This is a genomic window from Streptomyces sp. NPDC001843, from assembly GCF_042891955.1.
Taxonomy (GTDB): Bacteria; Actinomycetota; Actinomycetes; order Streptomycetales; family Streptomycetaceae; genus Streptomyces.
The window spans coordinates 368,470-386,729 of sequence record NZ_JBIATQ010000002.1; the positions used below are offsets into that span (position 1 = coordinate 368,470).

The following is an 18,260-nucleotide window of genomic DNA, read 5'->3' on the forward strand; positions in this document are numbered from 1 at the left end:
CGGCTCCTCGTGGTTCCGGTTCAGCGGCTCTGTGCGGCGAGCTCGCGCCGCAGATGGGCGGCGATCTCGTCGACGTGCGGGGGGTCGAGCAGCGACAGATGGTGGCCCGCGACCGGCACGACGGTGAGGCGCGGGCACACCTCGTCCCAGCCCAGCGCCTGGTCGTCCCGCTCGTACGCCGTATCGCGCACGGTGTGCGGGGCGGGCTCCGTGGCCCGGTACAGCACCACCCGCCCCTCGTGGCGGCCCGGCTGGTGGGCCTCGCCGATCCTCAGGTCCAGATAGGAGGCACGCTGGTGCTCCAGCGCGGCGGCCGGCACGTCGGCGGCCTCCCCGAGGGCCCGCAGCACGGTGTCGATGCGCTCGCCGTCGTCGTCCATCGAGACGAGCTCGTCGTACGGCAGCCGGAGCCGCACCCCGTAGGTGTCGGCGACGTGCCGGGCGAAACCCGTGAAGTGGGCGCGGATCCGGTCGGCCGGGGAGAGGTGGGGCTGGGGGAGGGGCCGCACGGAGTCGATGAGCACCACCAGTTCGACGCTGCGCCCGGCGGCGGTGAGCTGCCGTGCGGTCTCCTGCGCGACGAAACCGCCGAAGGACCAGCCGCCCAGCAGGCAGGGCCCGTCCGGATGGGCGGCGGTGATGGCCTCGGCGTAGCGGCCGGCCTTCTCCGGCACCGTCCGGGCCTCTTCGAGCCGGTCCAGCCCGTACACCGGCCGGTCGTCCCCGAGCCGGTCGGCGAGCGTGCGGTAGACGTCCGGGGTGCCGCCTGCCGCGTGGACGAGGAAGAGCGGGGGCCGGGATCCGGTGACGCGCAGGGGGCGGAGCGGGCCCGCGGAAAGGGCCTGCTGGATGCGGTCGGCGGCTTCCGCCACGGTCGCGGCGCCGAACAGGTCGCGCAGGGGGAGCTGGACGCGGAACTCGCGTTCTATCGCGGTGCGGACGCGGACCGCCATCAGCGAGTCCAGCCCCAGGTCGACCAGCGCGGTTGCGGGGGTGACACGGGCCCGCGGATGGCCGGTGACGGCGGCGATGTGGTGGCACAGTCGGGCCGGGACCGAGGCGTCGTCCGGCGAGGCGGCGTCTTCCCCGACGGGAACCGTGGGGGCGGCGGGCGATGCGGGCGTGGCCGCGGCGGCCGGACGACCGTCCGTCCACCAGTGCCGGATGTGCCGCCAGCGTGGCGCGGGAAGGTCGATGACCCGGCCGGAAGGCAGCGGCAGGCGTCCCCCCGCCGCGTAGAGGGCGCCCACTTGGGTGAGGAAACCCTCGCTGCCGTCCGCGTCGCGGCGCAGTGTGCCGACGGCGAGCGCGCCGGGCACGGTGTCGGTGACGGCCCGGGTCAGCACCGGGTGCGGGGAGACCTCCACGAAGGCGGTGCGCCCGTCGGCCGCGGCCGCCGCGACGGCCCGGTCCAGGCGCACGGGCCGCCTCAGGTTCGCGGCCCAGTGGGCGGCGTCGAACGAGGAGGCGCCGCGCGGGTCGTCGAGGACGGTGGAGTAGACGGGGACACGGGGCGCTCTGCCCCGGACGTCGGCCAGCGCCTCGGTCAGCTCGGGCAGCAGCACGTCGACCTGGGGGGAGTGACCGGCGCCGACGACCCGCATGGCCCGGGCGGCCCGGCCCTCCCGCTCCAGCCGCCGTACGAGCCGGGTCACCGCGGACTCCTCCCCGGTGACGACCTTCTGGCCGGGCGAGGAGTGGACGGCCACGTGCACGCCCGGGAAGTCCCGCTCCAGGGCGTCCAGTTCGCCGTCGTCGAGGTCGACGACCGCCATCGCGCCGCCCCGCAGCCCACTGAGCAGCCGGGCCCGTACGGCGACGACCCGGGCCGCGTCCGACACGTCCAGGGCGCCCGCGCACACCGCGGCGGCCACCTCGCCCATGGAGTGACCGATGACCGCGGCGGGCTCGACACCGTACGCCCGCCACAGCTCGGCGAGGGCCACCTGCACACCGAACAGGACGGGCTGGGCCACCTCCAGCCGGTCCAGGTCGCCTCCCGAGGCCAGGTGGTCGTACAGGGACAGCCCGCACTCCGCCGCGAGCTGCGCGTCGAGCTTCTCCACGGCCGCGGCGAAGGCGGGCTCCTCCGCCAGCAGCCGGCGCCCCATGCCGGCCCACTGGCTGCCGTACCCGGAGAACACCCACACCGGCCCGCGCCCGACGAGGTCGCGGTCGTCGGTGACCACCCGGGCGTGAGGGCGGCCGCCCGCCAACGCGACGAGGCCCTCCGCCAGTTCCTCCCGGTCACGGGCGACCACGGCGGCCCGCACCGGTCCGCGGCCGGTACGCCCGGCGAGCGTGCGTGCCACGTCGGCGGGGTGCGCGGCGCCTCCCTCGGGGGTGAGCAGCCAGTCGGTGAGCCGGGCCGCGGTGTCCCGGACCCGTTCCGAGTCGACGTCGCCGAGCAGGTGCAGCCGGGCGGCCGGCCCGTCGGCCGCAGGTGGCACCAGGGCGCCGGGCCGCCATTCCTCCAGTACCGCATGGGCGTTGGTGCCGCCGAAGCCGAACCCGGAGACCCCCGCGGTGGCGGTTCCGCTGTAGCGGGGCCACGGCTCGGGCTCGGTCACCACCCGCAGCCGTGGGTCACCGAGGGCGCTGCCGTCGGCGCAGTGCAGGGACGGGGGAACGAGGTCGTGGTGCAGCGCGAGCACCGTCTTCACCAGCCCCGCGATGCCCGCCGCCGACTCCAGGTGACCGAGGTTGCCCTTCACCGAGCCGAGCAGCAGCGGCTGGTCCGGGTCGCGGCCCGCGCCGAGCACGGCAGCCAGCGCGCCCGCCTCGATCGGGTCGCCGAGCGGGGTGCCGGTACCGTGCGCCTCGACGTGGTCGACCTGCTCCGGGGCCAGTCCGGCCCGGGCGTAGGCGCTCCTCAGCAGGGCCTGCTGGGCCGCCGGGTTGGGGGCCAGGAGCCCGCCCGAACGGCCGTCGGAGTTGACGGCGGTGGCCCGGATGACGGCCAGCACCCGGTCGCCGTCCCGCTCGGCGTCCGCCAGCCGCTTCAGGAGCACCGCCGCGCACCCCTCCGCGCGCCCGATGCCGTCGGCCGCCGGGGAGAACGGCTTGCACCGGCCGTCCGGGGCGAGGGCCCCCGCCCGCCGGAACGCGACGGTAACGGTGGGGGAGAGCAGCACGTTGACCCCCGCGGCGATCGCCGTGTCGCTCTCGCCGGTGCGCAGGCTCACGCACGCGTGGTGCAGGGCGACCAGCGACGAGGAACAGGCGGTGTCGACGGCCATGCTCGGCCCGCGGGTGTCCAGGACGTACGCCAGACGGCCCGCGGTGACACCGAGCGCCGCGCCCGACGGCGCCCACGGATCCACCCCGGCGGCGTCGGCGCCGGTCAACTGCCCGTACTCCGGGGCGGACACGCCGACGAAGACACCGGTGGCCGTGCCGGCCAGGGAGACGGCCGGGACGGCGGCGTGGTCGAGCGCCTCGTGGACGACCTCCAGGAGGATCCGCTGCTGCGGGTCCATGACGGCGGCCTCGCGCGGGGTGATGCGGAAGAAGTCCGCGTCGAACCCGGCGATGTCGTCCAGATAGCCGCCGTGGCGGGGCGCCTCTGCGGGCGGGAAGGCGGTGAAGTCCCGCCAGCGGTCCTCCGGCACCCGCCGGATCGCGTCGACGCCCTCGCTCAGCAGCCGCCAGTAGTCCCCTGGGCCGTGCACACCCCCGGGCAGCCGGCAGCCGACCCCGATGACCGCCACGGGTTCGGCGGGAGCCGTCGGGACCACCGGAGCCACCGGGGCCCTCGTGTCCGGCGTGGCCTCCACCACCGTTCCGCACAGCCGCGCCACCAGGGCGTCACCGGTGGGCGCCTCCCACAACAGGGTCGACGGCAGCTCACGGCCCGTCAGACGGGACAGCTCCCCGGCGAGGACGACCGCGTCGCGCGAGGCCATGCCGAGGTCCGCCAGTGGCCGGTCCATCGGGACGGCCGCGGCTGGGGTGCCGCTCCAGGCGGCCACCCGCTCGGCGATCAGGCGGCGCAGCGCGCCCTCGTCCAAGGCGTTCACCGGGTGCTCCCCGCCGTGTAGACGCCTTCCAGGTAGCGGGCCCGGGTCAGCGCCCGCGACACCTTGCCGCTGGACGTACGGGGTACCGCGCCCGGCGGGACGAGGACCACGTCGGCGAGCCGCAGGCCGTGCCGGGCGGAGACGGCCGCGCGCACGGCCCGCACCAGGTCCGGTACGTCGATCCCCGCGAGGCTGGTGGTCCGCACGTGCTCGGCCACCACGACCACCCGCTCCCCGTCCGGTCCCGGCACGCCGAAGGCGGCGAGCCGGTCGCGCCGCACCACCGGGTGCGCTTCCTGGGCCGTGGCCTCGACGTCCTGCGGGTAGTGGTTGCGGCCGTCGACGACGATGAGGTCCTTCAGCCGGCCGGTGACGATCAACTGCCCGTCGAGGACCGTGCCCAGGTCCCCCGTGCGCAGCCAGCCGCCCTCGGCGGCCGGGTCACCGGCGAGGACGGCACCGAACACCCGCCGCGTCTGCTCCTCCTGGTTCCAGTAGCCGCGTCCGACGTTCGGCCCCTGCACCCAGATCTCCCCGACCTCTCCCTCGGGCAGGGCGGTACGGGAGACGGGATCGGCGATGCGGACCCGCTGGCCCGCCGGGACACCGCAGCCGGCCAGCCGCACGGCCGTGGCGTCGTCGGCCGGCGCGGGCAGGGCCTTCCCGGCGGCGAGGGCGTCGCGGTCGAGCGTGAACCGGCGCAGCGGCTCCCCGGGCCTGGCGGCGCTGACGAAGACGGTTCCCTCGGCGAGTCCGTACGACGGGCAGTGCGTGCCCGGCGCGAGACCCTGCGCGGCGAAGGCGGCGTTGAACCGGTCGGCGGTGGCCGGGCGGACCGGCTCGCTGCCGTTGATCAGCGCGAAGACACCGCCCAGCCGTAGGCCCGCCTTCTGCGCGTCGGTGACGGCCGAGGCGCAGTAGTCGTAGGCGAAGTTCGGCGCGGCGCTCACCGCGCGCGGATGGGCACCGAGGAGCCGCAGCCAGCGCGCCGGCTCGTGCAGGAAGGAGACCGGATCCATCAGCACCGACAGCAGACCCCGTTCGACCGGCGCCGCGACACTCAGCACGAGCCCCATGTCGTGGTAGAGCGGCAGCCAGCCGACGCAGGTCAGCGGATGCTCGTCGGCACCGTAGGCGGTCAGCGCCTGCCGGGCGTTGGCGACGACGTTGCCGTGGGTGATCTCCACGCCCGCCGGGGTGCGGGTCGAACCGGAGGTGTACTGCAGATAAGCGAGCCCCGCCGCGTCGGGCGTGCCCGGCCGCCAGTCCCCGGCGGCGGCGTCGGGCACCTCGTCCGCGACGACTATCCGCACCGGTGTGCCCGCGCAGAACTCCCGTACCTCGCCCGCCGCACCGCTCGTCGTCACCACGACCGCCGGACACGCGTCCCCGAGGACCGCCGAGAGCCGGTCGCCGTGTCCGGGCAGACCGGGCGGATACAGCGGTACGGCGACCAGACCGGCGGTGAGTACCGAGAGGAAGGCGGTGACGTACTCCGTTCCCTGCGGGCACAGCAGCGCGACCCGCGCCCCCGGCTCGGCCTCCATCGTCAACCGGGCCGCCAGCGCCCGCACCCGCAGGTCCAGGCGCCGCCAGGTGAGGGTGCGGTGGACGCCGCGCGAGTTCGGGGTGGGATGGTCGACGAAGGTGAACGCCCGGCGGTCGGGGGTGGTCCCGGCCCAGTGCCGCACGTACTCGGGCAGGGTCCGGTACGCGGGCGCGAGCGGGGGGCGGCGGCTGTCCATCGGGCGTGGCTCCTCACGTCACGGAAACGGGCTTCAGGGTCGGCGCGGCGGCGCGGTCACGGCGGTCAGAGCGGGCAGGGCGGTCAGAGCGGGATGTTGCCGTGCCTGCGCTCCGGCATCGGGGCACGCTTGCCGCGCAGCGCGCGCAGGGCACGGCAGACGTGGGCCCGGGTCTCGCGCGGCGCGATGACGGCGTCGACGTAACCGCGCTCCGCGGCCGGGTAGGGCGTCCCGTGCGTGCTCCGGTAGGCGGCGACGAGGCGGGCGCGCAGCGCCTCGGGGTCGTCGGCGGCGGCGAGTTCGCGCCGGTGCAGCAGACCGACCGCGCCCTCGGCGCCCATGACGGCGATCCGGGCGGTGGGCCAGGCGAGGTTGATGTCGGCGCCCAGGTGCTTGGAGCCCATCACCGCGTACCCGCCGCCGTACGCCTTGCGCACCACCACGGTGACCTTCGGCACGGTGGCCTCGGCGTACGCGTACAGCAGCTTGGCGCCGCGCCGGATGATCCCGCCCTGCTCCTGGCGCACACCGGACAGATAGCCGGGAACGTCGGCGAAGGTCAGCAGCGGGACGCCGAACGCGTCGCAGAACCGCACGAAGCGCGCCGCCTTCTCCGAGGCGTCGATGTCGAGGACTCCGGCGGCGTGTAGCGGCTGGTTGGCGACGACGCCCACCGAACAGCCCTCGACGCGGGCCAGGGCGCAGATGATGTTCGGCGCGAACAGCTCCTGCACCTCCAGCAGTTCACCGTCGTCGACGACCTCGCGCAGGAGGTCGCGCATGTCGTAGGCCTGCTCGAGCCGGTCCGGGACCACCCGGTCGAGCCGCCGGCCGTCGGGTGCCGCACCCGGGGCGTGACGGGGCGGCTCCTGCAGGTTGTTGGCGGGCAGGTACGACAGCAGGTCGCGCACGGTGTCGATGGCGTCCCGCTCGTCGGCGGCGAGGAAGTGGGCGTTGCCGTTGACGGTGTTGCTGGTGCGGGCGCCGCCCAGGTCCTCGGCGGTGGTCCGCTCGCCGGTGACCGCCTCGATGACGTCGGGTCCCGTGACGAACATGTGCGAGGCGCCGTCCACCATCACGGTGAAGTCGGTGATGGCCGGCGAGTACGCCGCCCCGCCCGCGCACGGCCCCAGGACCACCGATATCTGCGGGATCACACCGGACGCCTTGACGTTGCGGCGCACCAGCTCGGCGTAGAGGGCGAGGGAGGCGACGCCCTCCTGGATGCGGGCGCCGCCTCCGTCGTTGAGCCCGATGACCGGGCAGCCGGTCTTCAGCGCGAGTTCCATCAGCGCGACGGTCTTCTCCCCGAAGGCCTCGCCCATGCTGCCCCCGAAGACCGCGGAGTCCTGGGCGAAGACGCAGACCGGGCGCCCGTCCACCGTGCCATGTCCGGTGACGACCCCGTCGCCGTACGGGCGGCGGGCATCGTCCCCGGCGGGGCGGGCCCGCACGAACAGGCCGGTCTCGGCGAAGGAACCGGCGTCCAGCAGCAGCCCGATCCGCTCCCGTGCGGTGAACTCACCCCGTCTTCGCGGCCCCTCGGCCGCCACCGCGCGCGCCCGGCGGTGTTCCAGCTCGGTGATGCGGTCGGCGGTGCGGTCGGACCCGTGGGCCCCCGTCTCCCGCGCCTCGGACGTCGTCGCCTCTGTCGTCACAGCCACCTCCGAAGTGGCTTTCGAATATGGCAGCGACCGAGGGGCGGGCCGAGTGGATCGCCTTTCTGTGTGCGTGATGTGAGTCCTGCGCCGACGGGGTTCGTGCCGGCGTGACAAGGGACCGCCCCCCGGTGGGGCGGCCCCTGGTGAGCGGGCTCAGCCGAGCAGGTGCTTGCCGATCCCGGAGGCGACCTCGGCGTGCGACAGGTACTCCACGATGCTGTGGGCCCGGTCGCGGGCGTTGAGCACGGCGATGTCCACGAGGCCGTCCGCCCAGTCGTCGGCCAGCGGGCAGCCGATGGCCACCGCGTCGGTCGGGCACCAGGCGTTGAGCCAGTCCACCACCTTGTCCGGCCGTTTCGCCCCACCGATGAGCAGCCTGCTGTACACGCTGTCCAGGCCCAGCGGGCTTCCCGCCGTGGTGAGGTGGAGCGCCCGTACGCCCGGGGACAGGCGGGTGGTGAGGTCCATGCCGACGACCGTGCCGAGGCTGTGGCTGACGAGCACCACCTCTCCGGCGTCCGGCATCGTCTGGAGCACGCAGTCCAGGACGTCGTCCCGGATGCGCCGGTCCTCCAGGTAGGCGGCCACGTCACGGAAGACCAGACTGATAGTCAGCGCGTCGAGGTCGCTCCTGGCGGCCAGCCAGCTCAGCTGCCGCTGCAGGGCCCCGACCACGTCGGGCAGGCCGATCCGTTCGGCGACCGGCAGTCCCTCCCGCGGGATGTCCCACTTTGCGGCGGCCTCGCCGACGATGTCCCCGTACACCGCGTGCGCGCCGGGAGCGGCCGGTGCGACCGCCTCCGCCGCCGCGAGGACCGTGGACTCCGCGAGGCGGGGGACGGCCTCCTGCGGGGCGAGCGCCTGCGCCAGCCGGTCGCCGTAGAAGGGGAACCAGACGTCGGCCGGATCGACCGGGGGCAGCCCGGCACGGACGAGTCCCTGGTTCAGCCCGGCCGTCCATTCACGGCGCAGCTTCTCGGGATCCTTGCCCTCCTGGGAGCGGCCGTGCAGGAAGACCAGGTGCCGGTCGCCGCCGAACGCGCCGTCCCGCGCGCGCAGGCCGGCCGCCCGGGTGACGGCCCCCTCGGGGGCGGGGGCGGGGGTGACGGCCGGCACGGTGACGGCGGCGGGGGGCACCGTGGGAGCGGCCAGGGCCTCGGGCAGCAGGCCGGACTCCGGGCCCATCCCGGCCAGCAGTTCCCGCTGCCGGTCGGTGAGGGGCAGGGCGGCGAGATGGCTGAGGATCGAACTGACGCGTACGCCCTCGTTGGACACCCAGTCGATGGCGTCGTCGCCGTCACCGGGCTCCCAGAGCTGCCCGTCGGCGCGCAGGGTCCGCCCCTGGTCGTCGGTCCTGGGCACGCCGCTGTGGTGGAGCGCGACGACCTCCCACTGGTCGTTGTAGACCGGGGAACCGGAGTTTCCGGGCTCGGTGTCCGTCTTGTAGTGCAGGAAGTCGTCGAGCCGCACCTGCAGCATGTTGTCGCGGACGGCGATCTCCTTCAGCCGGCCCATCGGGTGCCCGACGACGTTGACCGGCTCGCCGATGACCAGCTTTCCCGGCTGGGCGCTGAGCCGGTTCCAGCCGAACGTCTCACCCGGCGGCCGCCCGTCCGGGCCCGGCGCGAGCAGGACCAGGGCGAAGTCGAGGCGCTGGTCCGCCAGGAAGAACCCGTCGGGGTCGAGTTCCAGCCGCGTCGGTGCCTGCGGTGCGTTGTCGACGGTCACCTGGGCGTCGAACTCCACGAAGCACTGCCGGGCCGCGTCGGCGTCGGTGAGCACGTGATGGTTGGTCATCAGCAGGCTCGGAGACACCAGGAACCCGGTGCCCAGCGGGAGTTCACGGCCGCCGTCCCGCACCGAGATCCGGGCGACGGTACGTGCGGCCCGCGCACCGCGCGGCAGGAAGCTCCACGCCTGCAGCTCCTTGGACACGCCGAGGATGCGTTCGTACGCGGCGGGTGGGGCCAGCGGCTCGGCGCGTACGGCCTCGACCACCAGGGCGGCGGGCACCGCCTGCCGGTCGAGCAGACGTGCGGCGCGCGCGGCGAGGTGCTCCTCGGAGTCCGGGAAGGGCACTCCGGCGTCCTGCTGCCGTTCCACCGCCTGCCGTTCGTCGCTGGTCTCCCGGTACCGGCCGGCGGCCGCCGCGATGTGCCGCCGCAACTCCTCACGGGACCTGTCCGCCGTACCCAATTCAGCTCGCCGTCCTTCCGGTGGTGTGCCACGGCACGAAGGCGTTGTCCAGTCCGGCGAGGGCCGTGCGCAGTTCGGGGTGGTGGCGCAGCAGCACGGTCACCATGGTGTTGTCGTCGATCCACGCCATGCCGGCCTTGGAGTAGACCTCGGGGGTGTAGTACTCGGTGAAGAAGCGGTCGCTGTTCAGCCGGCGCGAGGCCATGAGGATGAAGATGCGGAACGCCGTGTCGCTGAACGCGAATCCGCGCGGCAGCTTCTCCGCGTACAGCCCGACCGTCAGGTCCACCTTCTCGATGTCGCCGTCGTAGAGCCGCTCGATCTCCTCGGCCCAGACCGGGTTGTCCGTCAGCTCGGTGAAGCTCCCCGCGGGCTTGAGCCGCAGCAGCCGCCGGAACTCGTTGTAGCGGGGCACGCCCAACTCCCTGGAGCGCAGGATGTCGGTGGCGGCGAGGTCCTGCAGATGTCCGTCCGGGCGCTCGAACTCCTGCAGGAACCTGGGGAAGTTGTGCAGGGTGACCAGCCCGGGGTGGAGGGTGCCGAAGCTGTAGAGCAGATCATTCATCTCCGTGGTCTCCAGGAACTTCAGCGCCCCGGGGCCCGAGATGTCGCGCAGCGTGCAGTGGCGCAGGGTCGAGTCGTCCGCGGCGGAGCGCAGGTGCCACTCGTCACGGATGAGCGGGTGCATGCGGTAGACGGCGACGAACTCCTCGGTCAGGGAGTACGGGACGCCGTAGTGGTCCGTACGGGCGCCCGGTATGCCGCTGACGACCTCGCTGCCGCTGATCCGGCCGAACAGGTCGTGGACGCGCTCGCCCGCGACGCCCCACCAGTTGGCGTGCAGCGCCTTGACGGTGGTGGGGTGGCTGATCACGGCCGGGGTCCACTCCACCGTGTGGATCTTGGCGAGCAGGGCGGCGTTGACGAGCCGGGCCCGCTGGAACAGCTCCTCGTCACCCCAGGACGGGTACGCGGCGTGCAGGTGGTCGCAGATCGCGTTGTGCTCCCGGGTGAACAGGTCGTGCATCATCGCCAGGCCCAGCCAGAAGCCGGGAACCTGCGAGGGGTCGCGCGAGGGATCCGAGGGGATGGGGGACTGCTCGTCGTCCCACAGGTGCAGCCTGCCGAGGTTCCCGGTGCGCATCAGCCGCTGTTCCGTCTCGTTCGACCCGTAGATCTGGGAGGCGTCCCACCAGTGGGAGGAGGCGTTGACGCGGGTGTCGGGCGTGCCGGGCGGCGCCTGGGGGTCGCGGGTCGGGTCGTCCGGGGTCCGCATGATCCGCATGGGGCGTTCCGGCCACGGGTCGTCGTCCATGAGGGGGACTTCCCAGGGGCGGTCGGTGGGGCTGGTCCCATGGCTGAACCAGTCCCGGATCATGAACTGCAGCCAGGCGGACACCAGCGAGTTGACCGACTCGGCCGGGACCAGCTCGCGGCGGGTGAGCACGGCCCGGCTGACCTCGCGCGGGTTCGGCCTGGACAGTACGTCCACGGGCGTCGCCGGGGCGATCTTGTCGAGCGGGATGTTCCGGCCGAAGCGGGTGCCGGCCATGCCCGTCCGTGGTTCGCCGAGGTCGTTGTGGCTGCCGTCGGCGGTGCGGTTGACCTTGTGGTTCGCGGACGGGGGTGCGGGTTCGGGCAGGTTCACCGACGGCAGCCGGCCGGTGTCGTGGAGGTTCTTCTGCCGGAGTCCGACGCGCAGGCCGACGATGGTGAGCAGGCCCGCGACGACGGGCAGCCGGTCCCAGCCGACGCGCCGGTCGACCTTCTCGGCGACGGTGGTGAGGATCCGCCAGGGCAGTGAGGTACGGTAACCGGCTCGTTGCGTGCTCATCGTGGTACTCCTTGTGCGGATTCGAGGATCACGTCGCTCGCCTTCTCACTGATCATGTAGATGGGCGCGGCGACGAAGAAGCCGGGGATACGGGGGAAGACCGAGGCGTCGACGATCCGGAGGCGGTCCACGCCGCGCACCCGGAAACAGCTGTCGACGACGGCCGACGGGTCGTCCGCCCGCCCCATCCGGCAGGTGCAGGACGCGTGATGGCCCCAGGCCTCGTCCTGGACGAAACGGCGGATCGCGTCGCGGCCGTCGACCTCCTCGCCGGGCCACAGCTCCTCGCGGATCACGGACGAGGCCCTGCGGTTCATCCCGCGCACGAACTCCACGGCGCCCGCCATCGCCTCCAGGTCCAGGCCGTCCTTGTCGGTGCCCTCGCTGAAGTAGTGGAAGTTCACCAGAGGGGTGTCACGGGGGTCGGCGGAGCGCAGCCGTACCCGTCCCCCGGTGTTGTGGGTACGGCTCTTGAGGATGGCCCAGGTGAAACGGTCCCGGTGGCGGGTCAGGTCGAGGGAGTACCCGGGGCGGTAACCGCGGAAGTCGAAGGGGCCGCCGAAGACGAACAGGTCGGGGGCGTCCAGTTCCGGGCGGGACTTGCGGGTGATGCCGACGACGGCGCCGTTGGTCGTGTACAGGCCCTCGCCGCGCTGCCAGTCCCGGTAGCAGCGGTCCGGTTCGGCGCCGGGCGCCGGCGCGTGGAAGCCGCAGTCCTCGGTCAGCCGGAACGGCCGGTCCGTCCGGCTGACCACGCCGACCTCGTACCGGTCCTGCAGATGGGCGCCGACGCCCTGCAGGTCGACCCGTACGGGGATGTCGTGCCGCCCCAGTTCCTCACGCGGTCCGATGCCCGAAAGCATCAGCAGCTGCGGGGTGTTGAAGGCTCCGGCGGCCAGGACCACCTCGCGGGAGGCGAGGACCCGGTGCAGGACCGGTGGTCCGGTGGCCTCCGGTCTGCCGGGGTCGGCCCGGAAGGCGTGCGCCTCGGGCAGATAGTCGACACCCCTGGCCGCTCGGTCCGCGTCCAGTACGACCCTGGCGGCGAGGGCGTGCGTACGGACCACCAGATGGCCGGGGTGGTCGCGCCGCACGGCCCGGACACGCTCCCGTACGGCGCTGCGCCGGCCGTCCGCCGTGGAGAGCGGGATCTGCCACAGACCCTGCAGGGCGTGCGTCTGCACCCGCCAGTCGTTGGGGTCGACGAGCGAACCGAACCCCTCCAGCGGGGACAGCGGACGGTGGAGGGAGTCGGCGAGCGTGTCCTCGGCTGCGGAGAGGATCACCTTCAGCAACTGCTCGTCGTTGACCGCCAGTCGGGGGTCGGCGAGCGCGGTCGGCAGCCAGCCGTCGAAGCCGTGCCGGGCGTCGTTGCGGTACCGGGCGGATGTGAAGGGCAGGGATCCGAGCAGCGCCGCCAGCAGCGGGTTGCGCGGCGGCTCCTTGGGCCGGGGCCGGTACGTGCACCGTTCCAGCCGCTCGAAGTACCGCCGCATGGCCGTGCTGTGCCACGTGGGGTCGCCGGTCTCCTCGGCGATGGCGTCCCAGTCGCCGTTGTACGGGTAGACGGTGATCAGCGCGTGATGCGCGGTGCAGCCGCCGAGCGCCGCGGCCCGCGGGTAGAGGATGCCGCGGTCCGCGACGAACTTGCTGTCGCGCCGCTGCTGCTGCTCGTCGGCGTAGTGCCGTACGAAGTAGTTCCAGCACTGGACCGGGTCCTCGGAGGCGTCCGCGTGGAAAGCGGGGACCAGGTAGTTGTCGTCGTCCTCGGCGCCGCCCGCGTCGAGCAGCAGGGTGCGGAATCCCGCGGCGGCGAGGTTGGCCGCGAGGGGGCCGCCGCCCGCGCCGGCACCGACGACGACGTAGTCGAAGCCCGTCTCGGCCGGGCCGGAGGCAGGGGGCTCCGTGGTCACTTCCGGTTGCCCTTCGGACCCGCGAGCGAGTCGGCCGCGGTGGCGGCCAGGGCCGTGTTGACGGCCGAGATGAGCGTGGTCAGCACCGCGGTACGCGGCGGAAGCCGGCCACCGAGGCCCAGCGAGGCCGCCGTCGCGGTGTCACTGCCGTGGATCAGGACGCCCTCGCGCAGGTCCTGCCGCAGCCGGTCGCCATGGCTGGTCAGCAGGTCGAGACCGAGCAGGACCGTACGGATCCCGAAGAGCCGGAACGCGTAGACGGCCGCCGGACTGGGCGGCTCGTGATCCGGATCGAGACGCCGGATCAGCAGGTCGGGCGCCAGCAGTCCGGTGAACCCGTTGAACAGCCGGATTCCGGCGAGGGCGTAGATCTGGGCAGAGCGAGGGGAGGCGGAATTCTTGGCCATGACGGCTCCTGGGGAGAGGTACACCCTGGAAGCGCTCCAAGCACCACAATATGGTCGTAACCGATCCCTCGCACCTCGGGTGGCGCCGGCGGGCGCCACCCGAGGCGGCCTGTGCCCTGGTCAGCCGTCGATGCGGTGCGTGGTCCAGAACGAGGTGAGGTCCGTGGTCGTGGCCGCCTGGGCCGCGGCCTTGAACTCGGCGGTGGTCGAGACCCCGTACCAGTGCGAAGTGGCGTAGTCCTTCAGCAGTTTCGCCATGGCGCTGTCGCCCAGGACGCGCCGCAGATCGTGCAGGGCGCACTTGCCGTAGCCGTAGACGACCGTGGAGTACCGGGAGGAGTGGGCGTCCCAGTAGGCCATCGAGTTGGTGATCTTCTCGGCCGACGAGGCCCAGGAGACGCTGCTCCAGCAGTTGCTGCCGGTCTTGCCCTGCGCGAGGTCGGTGGCGTAGTCGGTGAACGCCTCGTCCAGCCATGGGCTGTTGTACTCGTCGTCGCCGACGATGCCGTAGAACCACTGGTGACCGATCTCATGGGTGAGCGCGGTCGTGCTGACGAGGTCGAGGACGAAGCCCGGGTACTCCATGCCGCCGAACCAGTAGTTGTTGTCGATGACCGCGTCCAACTCGCCGTACGGGTAGGCGCCGAACCGCGCGGCGTGGGCGTCCACCGCCGACTTGGCGGTGCTGAGCATCGACTGCGCGGAGGAGGAGCTGATGCCTGAAACGGAGTAGACGTTCACCGCCGTACCGGCGGCGGAGGTGCCGGAGATCTTCGTGAAGGGGCCCGCGGCCCAGGCGAAGTCACGGACCTTGGCGGCCGTGGCGGTGGTGACGGTGCGTCCGCCGGTGCCGGGCGTGTCGACGGAGGTGCCGGTGGCCGGGACCAGCAGGGTGCTCGGGTGGTCGAGGGTCACACGGAAGTCGGCGGCCAGCGAGTAGAACGACTCGCCGTTGTTCGTGTACGGGTCCAGGTGCCAGCCCGCGCCGTCCTTGACCGCGAGAACGGGCAGGGCGTTGCCGATGAAGCTGAAGGAACCGTCGTGCCCGAAGCGGTCGGCGCCGCTGGGTACGGTGATGCCCAGGTCGAAGCCGATGGTGGCCGACTGGCCCTGGGCGAGAGGCGCCGGAAGGGCGATCCGCAGGGCGGTGCAGCCGACGGACAGGGAGCCGGCGGTGCCGCCGGTGACGTTGCTGACCGTGATCGGCATCGCCGAGCAGGTGCCGTGGTAGTTGTCCCACAGCCGCAGGTACACCTCGCTGAGCGCGGTGGCGGAGGCGTTGGTGAACGTCGCGCTCTCGTGACCGGTCCAGACGGTGCCGGCGGCGTCGCTGCTCAGGCTGACGGTGTACGAGGGCGCGGCCGGGGTCCGGGCGGAGTCCGCGGGCGGGGCCGTGTCGCCGGAGGTGTCGAGGGCGACGTCGTCCACGACGAAGCTGGTCTGCAGACTGGAGTCCTCGGTGCCGCTGAAGGCGAGGCTCACGGTCTGACCCGCGAACGCCGACACGTCGAAGGACTTCCGGACGTAGCCGGTGTTCTTGTCGAGGTTGGAGTAGGTCGCCAGCGTGGTGCCGCCGATCTTCGCCGTCATCTTGTCGTACGCGGTGGACGAGGTGGTCTCGGCGGTGTCGACGTGCAGCCAGAAGGTGAGGGTGGCGCCGGCGCACCCGCTCGGGATCGTGACGCTCTGCGTGAGCGTGTCGGTGTGGGTGCTGCCGACACCGTCCAGCCAGGCGAAGGATGTTCCACCGTGGGCCGACTGGTCGGTGCGGCTGGTGATGACGCTCGTCGACGACTGGCTCCACGGCGAAGTGCCGCCCTCGAAGCCGCCGTTGGCGACCACCTGCGCCGGGCTGCAGGCGGCGGCGTCCCGCTCGGCGGCGGGCGGCGCGGCTACCGCCGGGGTGCCGGACAGCGAGACCGCGGCCAGCGCGGCGACGGCGAACACGCCCGCCGCGAGGGTCTTGTATGCGGTGGGTCTGTGGGGGGTCTGTCTCACGCGTGACTCCTTTGCGCGGCCGGGATCGACGGCCTGCTCGGCGGCCGTCCGGTCGGCTGGGGTGCGCCGGGTCGGCCGTGGGGTGCGTGTACCGCTCGAAGCGTGACAGATTTGACCGGGGCATGCCAGATCGCGGCGGGCGCCTCCGGCACCCGGCCGGCCCGCGCCGACGGGCACGGGCCGGCCGCGACCGGGGCGCGGAGTGCGGCGGTGGTCAGTCCGCGGCGCGCACGGCGGGCAGCGCCAGGTCCACCGGACCCCTGCCGCCGCCGCTCTTGCAGGAGTCGTGGCAGTCCTTCTCCAGGCTGCAGCACAGCGAGCAGACGGCGCCCTGGTGGAAGGGGCAGCCCGCCATGTCGGGACGTTCGAAGCCGGTCGCGCACACCGAGCAGGTCAGGGTGGCCGCCGAGGGCAGACCGTCGGCGCCGAGCAGCGGTTCGGCCAGGTCGTCGGCGCGGGCGATGTAGTACCTGCCCTTGGTGAGCACCGCGAAGAGGGGCGAGAGCACCATGGCCAGGAACAGCGCGATGAAGGGGGAGTACGCCTTGCCGTAGTCACCGAACGCCTCGAAGTACGCGGCGATGGAGACGGCCGAGGCGATCAGCATCGAGCCGAAACCGACCGGGTTGAAGTGGTACAGATGGGCCCGCTTGAACTCGATGTACGAGGGGCTGAGCTTCAGCGGCTTGTTGACGACCAGGTCGGCGACGACCGCGCCGATCCAGGCGATGGCCACGTTGGAGTAGAAGCCGAGCACCGTATTGAGGAAGCCGAAGACTCCGCCCTCCATCAGGGCCAGGGCGATGCCCACGTTGAGGAAGATGTAGACCACGCGCCCCGGGTGGCGATGGGTCAGCCGCGAGAAGAAGTTGGACCAGGACAGTGAACCGGAGTACGCGTTCGTCGAGTTGATCTTTACTTGGGACAGGATGACGAAGAACGTCGCCAGCCCCAGGGCGACGGGCGCCGCGAAGGTCCTGAACCCGTGCACGTACTGCTGGATGGGCTCGTTGGCCTTGCCCAGGCCCACGGTGCCGGCGATGTAGAACGCCAGGAACGCCCCGCCGATCTGCTTGGCCGCGCCGAGCACCACCCACCCGGGACCGGCGGAGAGCACCGCGCCCCACCACCTACGCGCGTTCTCGGGCGTCTTGTCGGGCATGAAGCGCAGGTAGTCGACCTGCTCACCGATCTGCGCGATCAGCGACAGCGCCACACCCGCGCCCGCGCCGACGCCGAGCACACTGATGCTCGACCCGGTGGGGGAGTCGCCGGCGAAGTGCGTGAACTCCGAGAACTTCCCCGGCTCCTGGATCGCGATGGACACGAACGGCGCGACCATCAGCACCAGCCAGACCGGCTGGGTCCACACCTGCATCTTCGACAGCGCGGTCATGCCGTAGATCACCAGCGGCAGGATGATCAGCGAGCACAGCAGGTACCCGACGGCGATCGGTATGTGCAGGCCCAACTCCAGTGCCTGCGCCATGATCGAGCCCTCGAGGGCGAAGAAGATGAAGGTGAAGCTCGCGTAGATCACAGACGTGAGCGTGGACCCCAGGTAGCCGAAGCCCGCGCCCCGGGTCAGCAGGTCCATGTCGATGGAGTACTTCGCCGAGTAGTAGCTGATCGGTATGCCGGTCAGGAAGATGACGACCGCCGCGGCGAGGATCGCCACCATCGCGCTGGAGAAGCCGTTCGAGATCGCGATGGAGCCGCCGATGGCGAAGTCCGCGAGGTAGGCGATGCCGCCCAGGGCCGTGGTGGCCACCACGTAGGGGGTCCATCGCCGGAAGGACTTCGGCGCGTAGCGCAGCGAGTAGTCCTCCAGAGTGTCGTTCTGCGTCCAGCCGTTGTAGATCCGTCCGGTCCGTCCGCCTGTCGTGGCCGATGTCTCTTCGTCGACGATGTCCGTCACGGTTCTTCCCTCTTCCGCGGGGAGCAGTTCGAGGGAAGGGTCCCGTCACGGTGTTTCGCCGCCGTTTCCCGTCCTTTGCGGGGATGTCGAAGTCGAAAGCGGTTCGATCAGGGCAGCGCCCGGTACACGCAGGCGGTGGTCAGACCGTAGGCGAGGTGCGGCGCCACGTCGGACAGCCACGACGTGAGGCTCCACGAGGTGGGGTGGGCCACCCCGAGCGCCGTGGCCGGAACGTCGCTGCCGGCCATGGCCGCGGCGCCGAGCAGCGGCCCGGCCGCCACGGCCGGGAACGATCCGTCGCCACGTCGCAGCAGACCGTAGGCGGCCCCGACGCCGAGCCCGGTCGCGTAGCCGAGGAGGGCACCGGCGGCCTCCTCACGGTGCTCCCCGGTCTCGCCGTCCCCCAGACCGACCCCCACGCGGTCGGCGATGCGGTCGGCGACCTGGGCCGGCATTCCGCTCGACGACCGGCCGCGCAGCAGCATGTCGCCGTAGGACACCATGTTCAGCGCGACGGTGCCTGCCGCCCCCGCCAGCATTCCTTTGGTCAGTGGTCGCATTCGAGGCAC

General features: G+C 72.7%; 10 protein-coding genes. All 10 read right to left on the reverse strand.

The window, feature by feature from the left end; translation table 11 throughout:
* Positions 1-20: 20 nt before the first annotated feature.
* On the reverse strand, positions 21-4,019 hold the full coding sequence (locus ACFYZQ_RS07050) for an acyltransferase domain-containing protein (protein WP_389142493.1): 3,999 nt from the start codon (positions 4,017-4,019) through the stop codon (positions 21-23).
* The gene (locus ACFYZQ_RS07055) at positions 4,016-5,764 is read right to left on the reverse strand and encodes a fatty acyl-AMP ligase (protein ID WP_389142495.1); all 1,749 of its coding nucleotides are present in this window, start codon (positions 5,762-5,764) and stop codon (positions 4,016-4,018) included. Before ACFYZQ_RS07055 ends, ACFYZQ_RS07050 begins: the two co-directional genes overlap by 4 nt.
* Positions 5,765-5,847: 83 nt before the next feature.
* Positions 5,848-7,422 (reverse strand): acyl-CoA carboxylase subunit beta, encoded by a 1,575-nt coding sequence (locus ACFYZQ_RS07060; protein WP_389143230.1) that lies wholly within the window; start codon positions 7,420-7,422, stop codon positions 5,848-5,850.
* Between the two features lie 156 nt (positions 7,423-7,578).
* Entirely contained in the window at positions 7,579-9,621 is a 2,043-nt protein-coding gene (locus ACFYZQ_RS07065) for a trypsin-like peptidase domain-containing protein (RefSeq protein ID WP_389142497.1), read from the reverse strand.
* Position 9,622: 1 nt separating this feature from the next.
* Complete coding sequence (locus ACFYZQ_RS07070) at positions 9,623-11,455, reverse strand: peroxidase family protein (RefSeq protein WP_389142499.1); 1,833 nt, start codon at positions 11,453-11,455, stop codon at positions 9,623-9,625.
* Positions 11,452-13,368: a GMC family oxidoreductase gene (locus ACFYZQ_RS07075; protein ID WP_389142501.1), complete on the reverse strand. Its 1,917-nt coding sequence runs from the start codon at positions 13,366-13,368 to the stop codon at positions 11,452-11,454. The genes ACFYZQ_RS07070 and ACFYZQ_RS07075 overlap by 4 nt, the downstream gene beginning before the upstream one ends.
* Positions 13,365-13,775: a hypothetical protein gene (locus ACFYZQ_RS07080; protein ID WP_389142503.1), complete on the reverse strand. Its 411-nt coding sequence runs from the start codon at positions 13,773-13,775 to the stop codon at positions 13,365-13,367. The genes ACFYZQ_RS07075 and ACFYZQ_RS07080 overlap by 4 nt, the downstream gene beginning before the upstream one ends.
* Before the next feature lie 120 nt (positions 13,776-13,895).
* Positions 13,896-15,773, reverse strand: coding sequence for a M1 family aminopeptidase (locus ACFYZQ_RS07085; RefSeq protein ID WP_389142505.1), 1,878 nt, complete (start codon positions 15,771-15,773; stop codon positions 13,896-13,898).
* Positions 15,774-15,987: 214 nt separating this feature from the next.
* Positions 15,988-17,691, reverse strand: a complete 1,704-nt coding sequence (locus ACFYZQ_RS07090) for a purine-cytosine permease family protein (RefSeq protein ID WP_389142507.1) — start codon at positions 17,689-17,691, stop codon at positions 15,988-15,990.
* A gap of 107 nt (positions 17,692-17,798) precedes the next feature.
* On the reverse strand, positions 17,799-18,251 hold the full coding sequence (locus ACFYZQ_RS07095; RefSeq protein ID WP_389142509.1) for a hypothetical protein: 453 nt from the start codon (positions 18,249-18,251) through the stop codon (positions 17,799-17,801).
* Positions 18,252-18,260 lie beyond the last annotated feature (9 nt).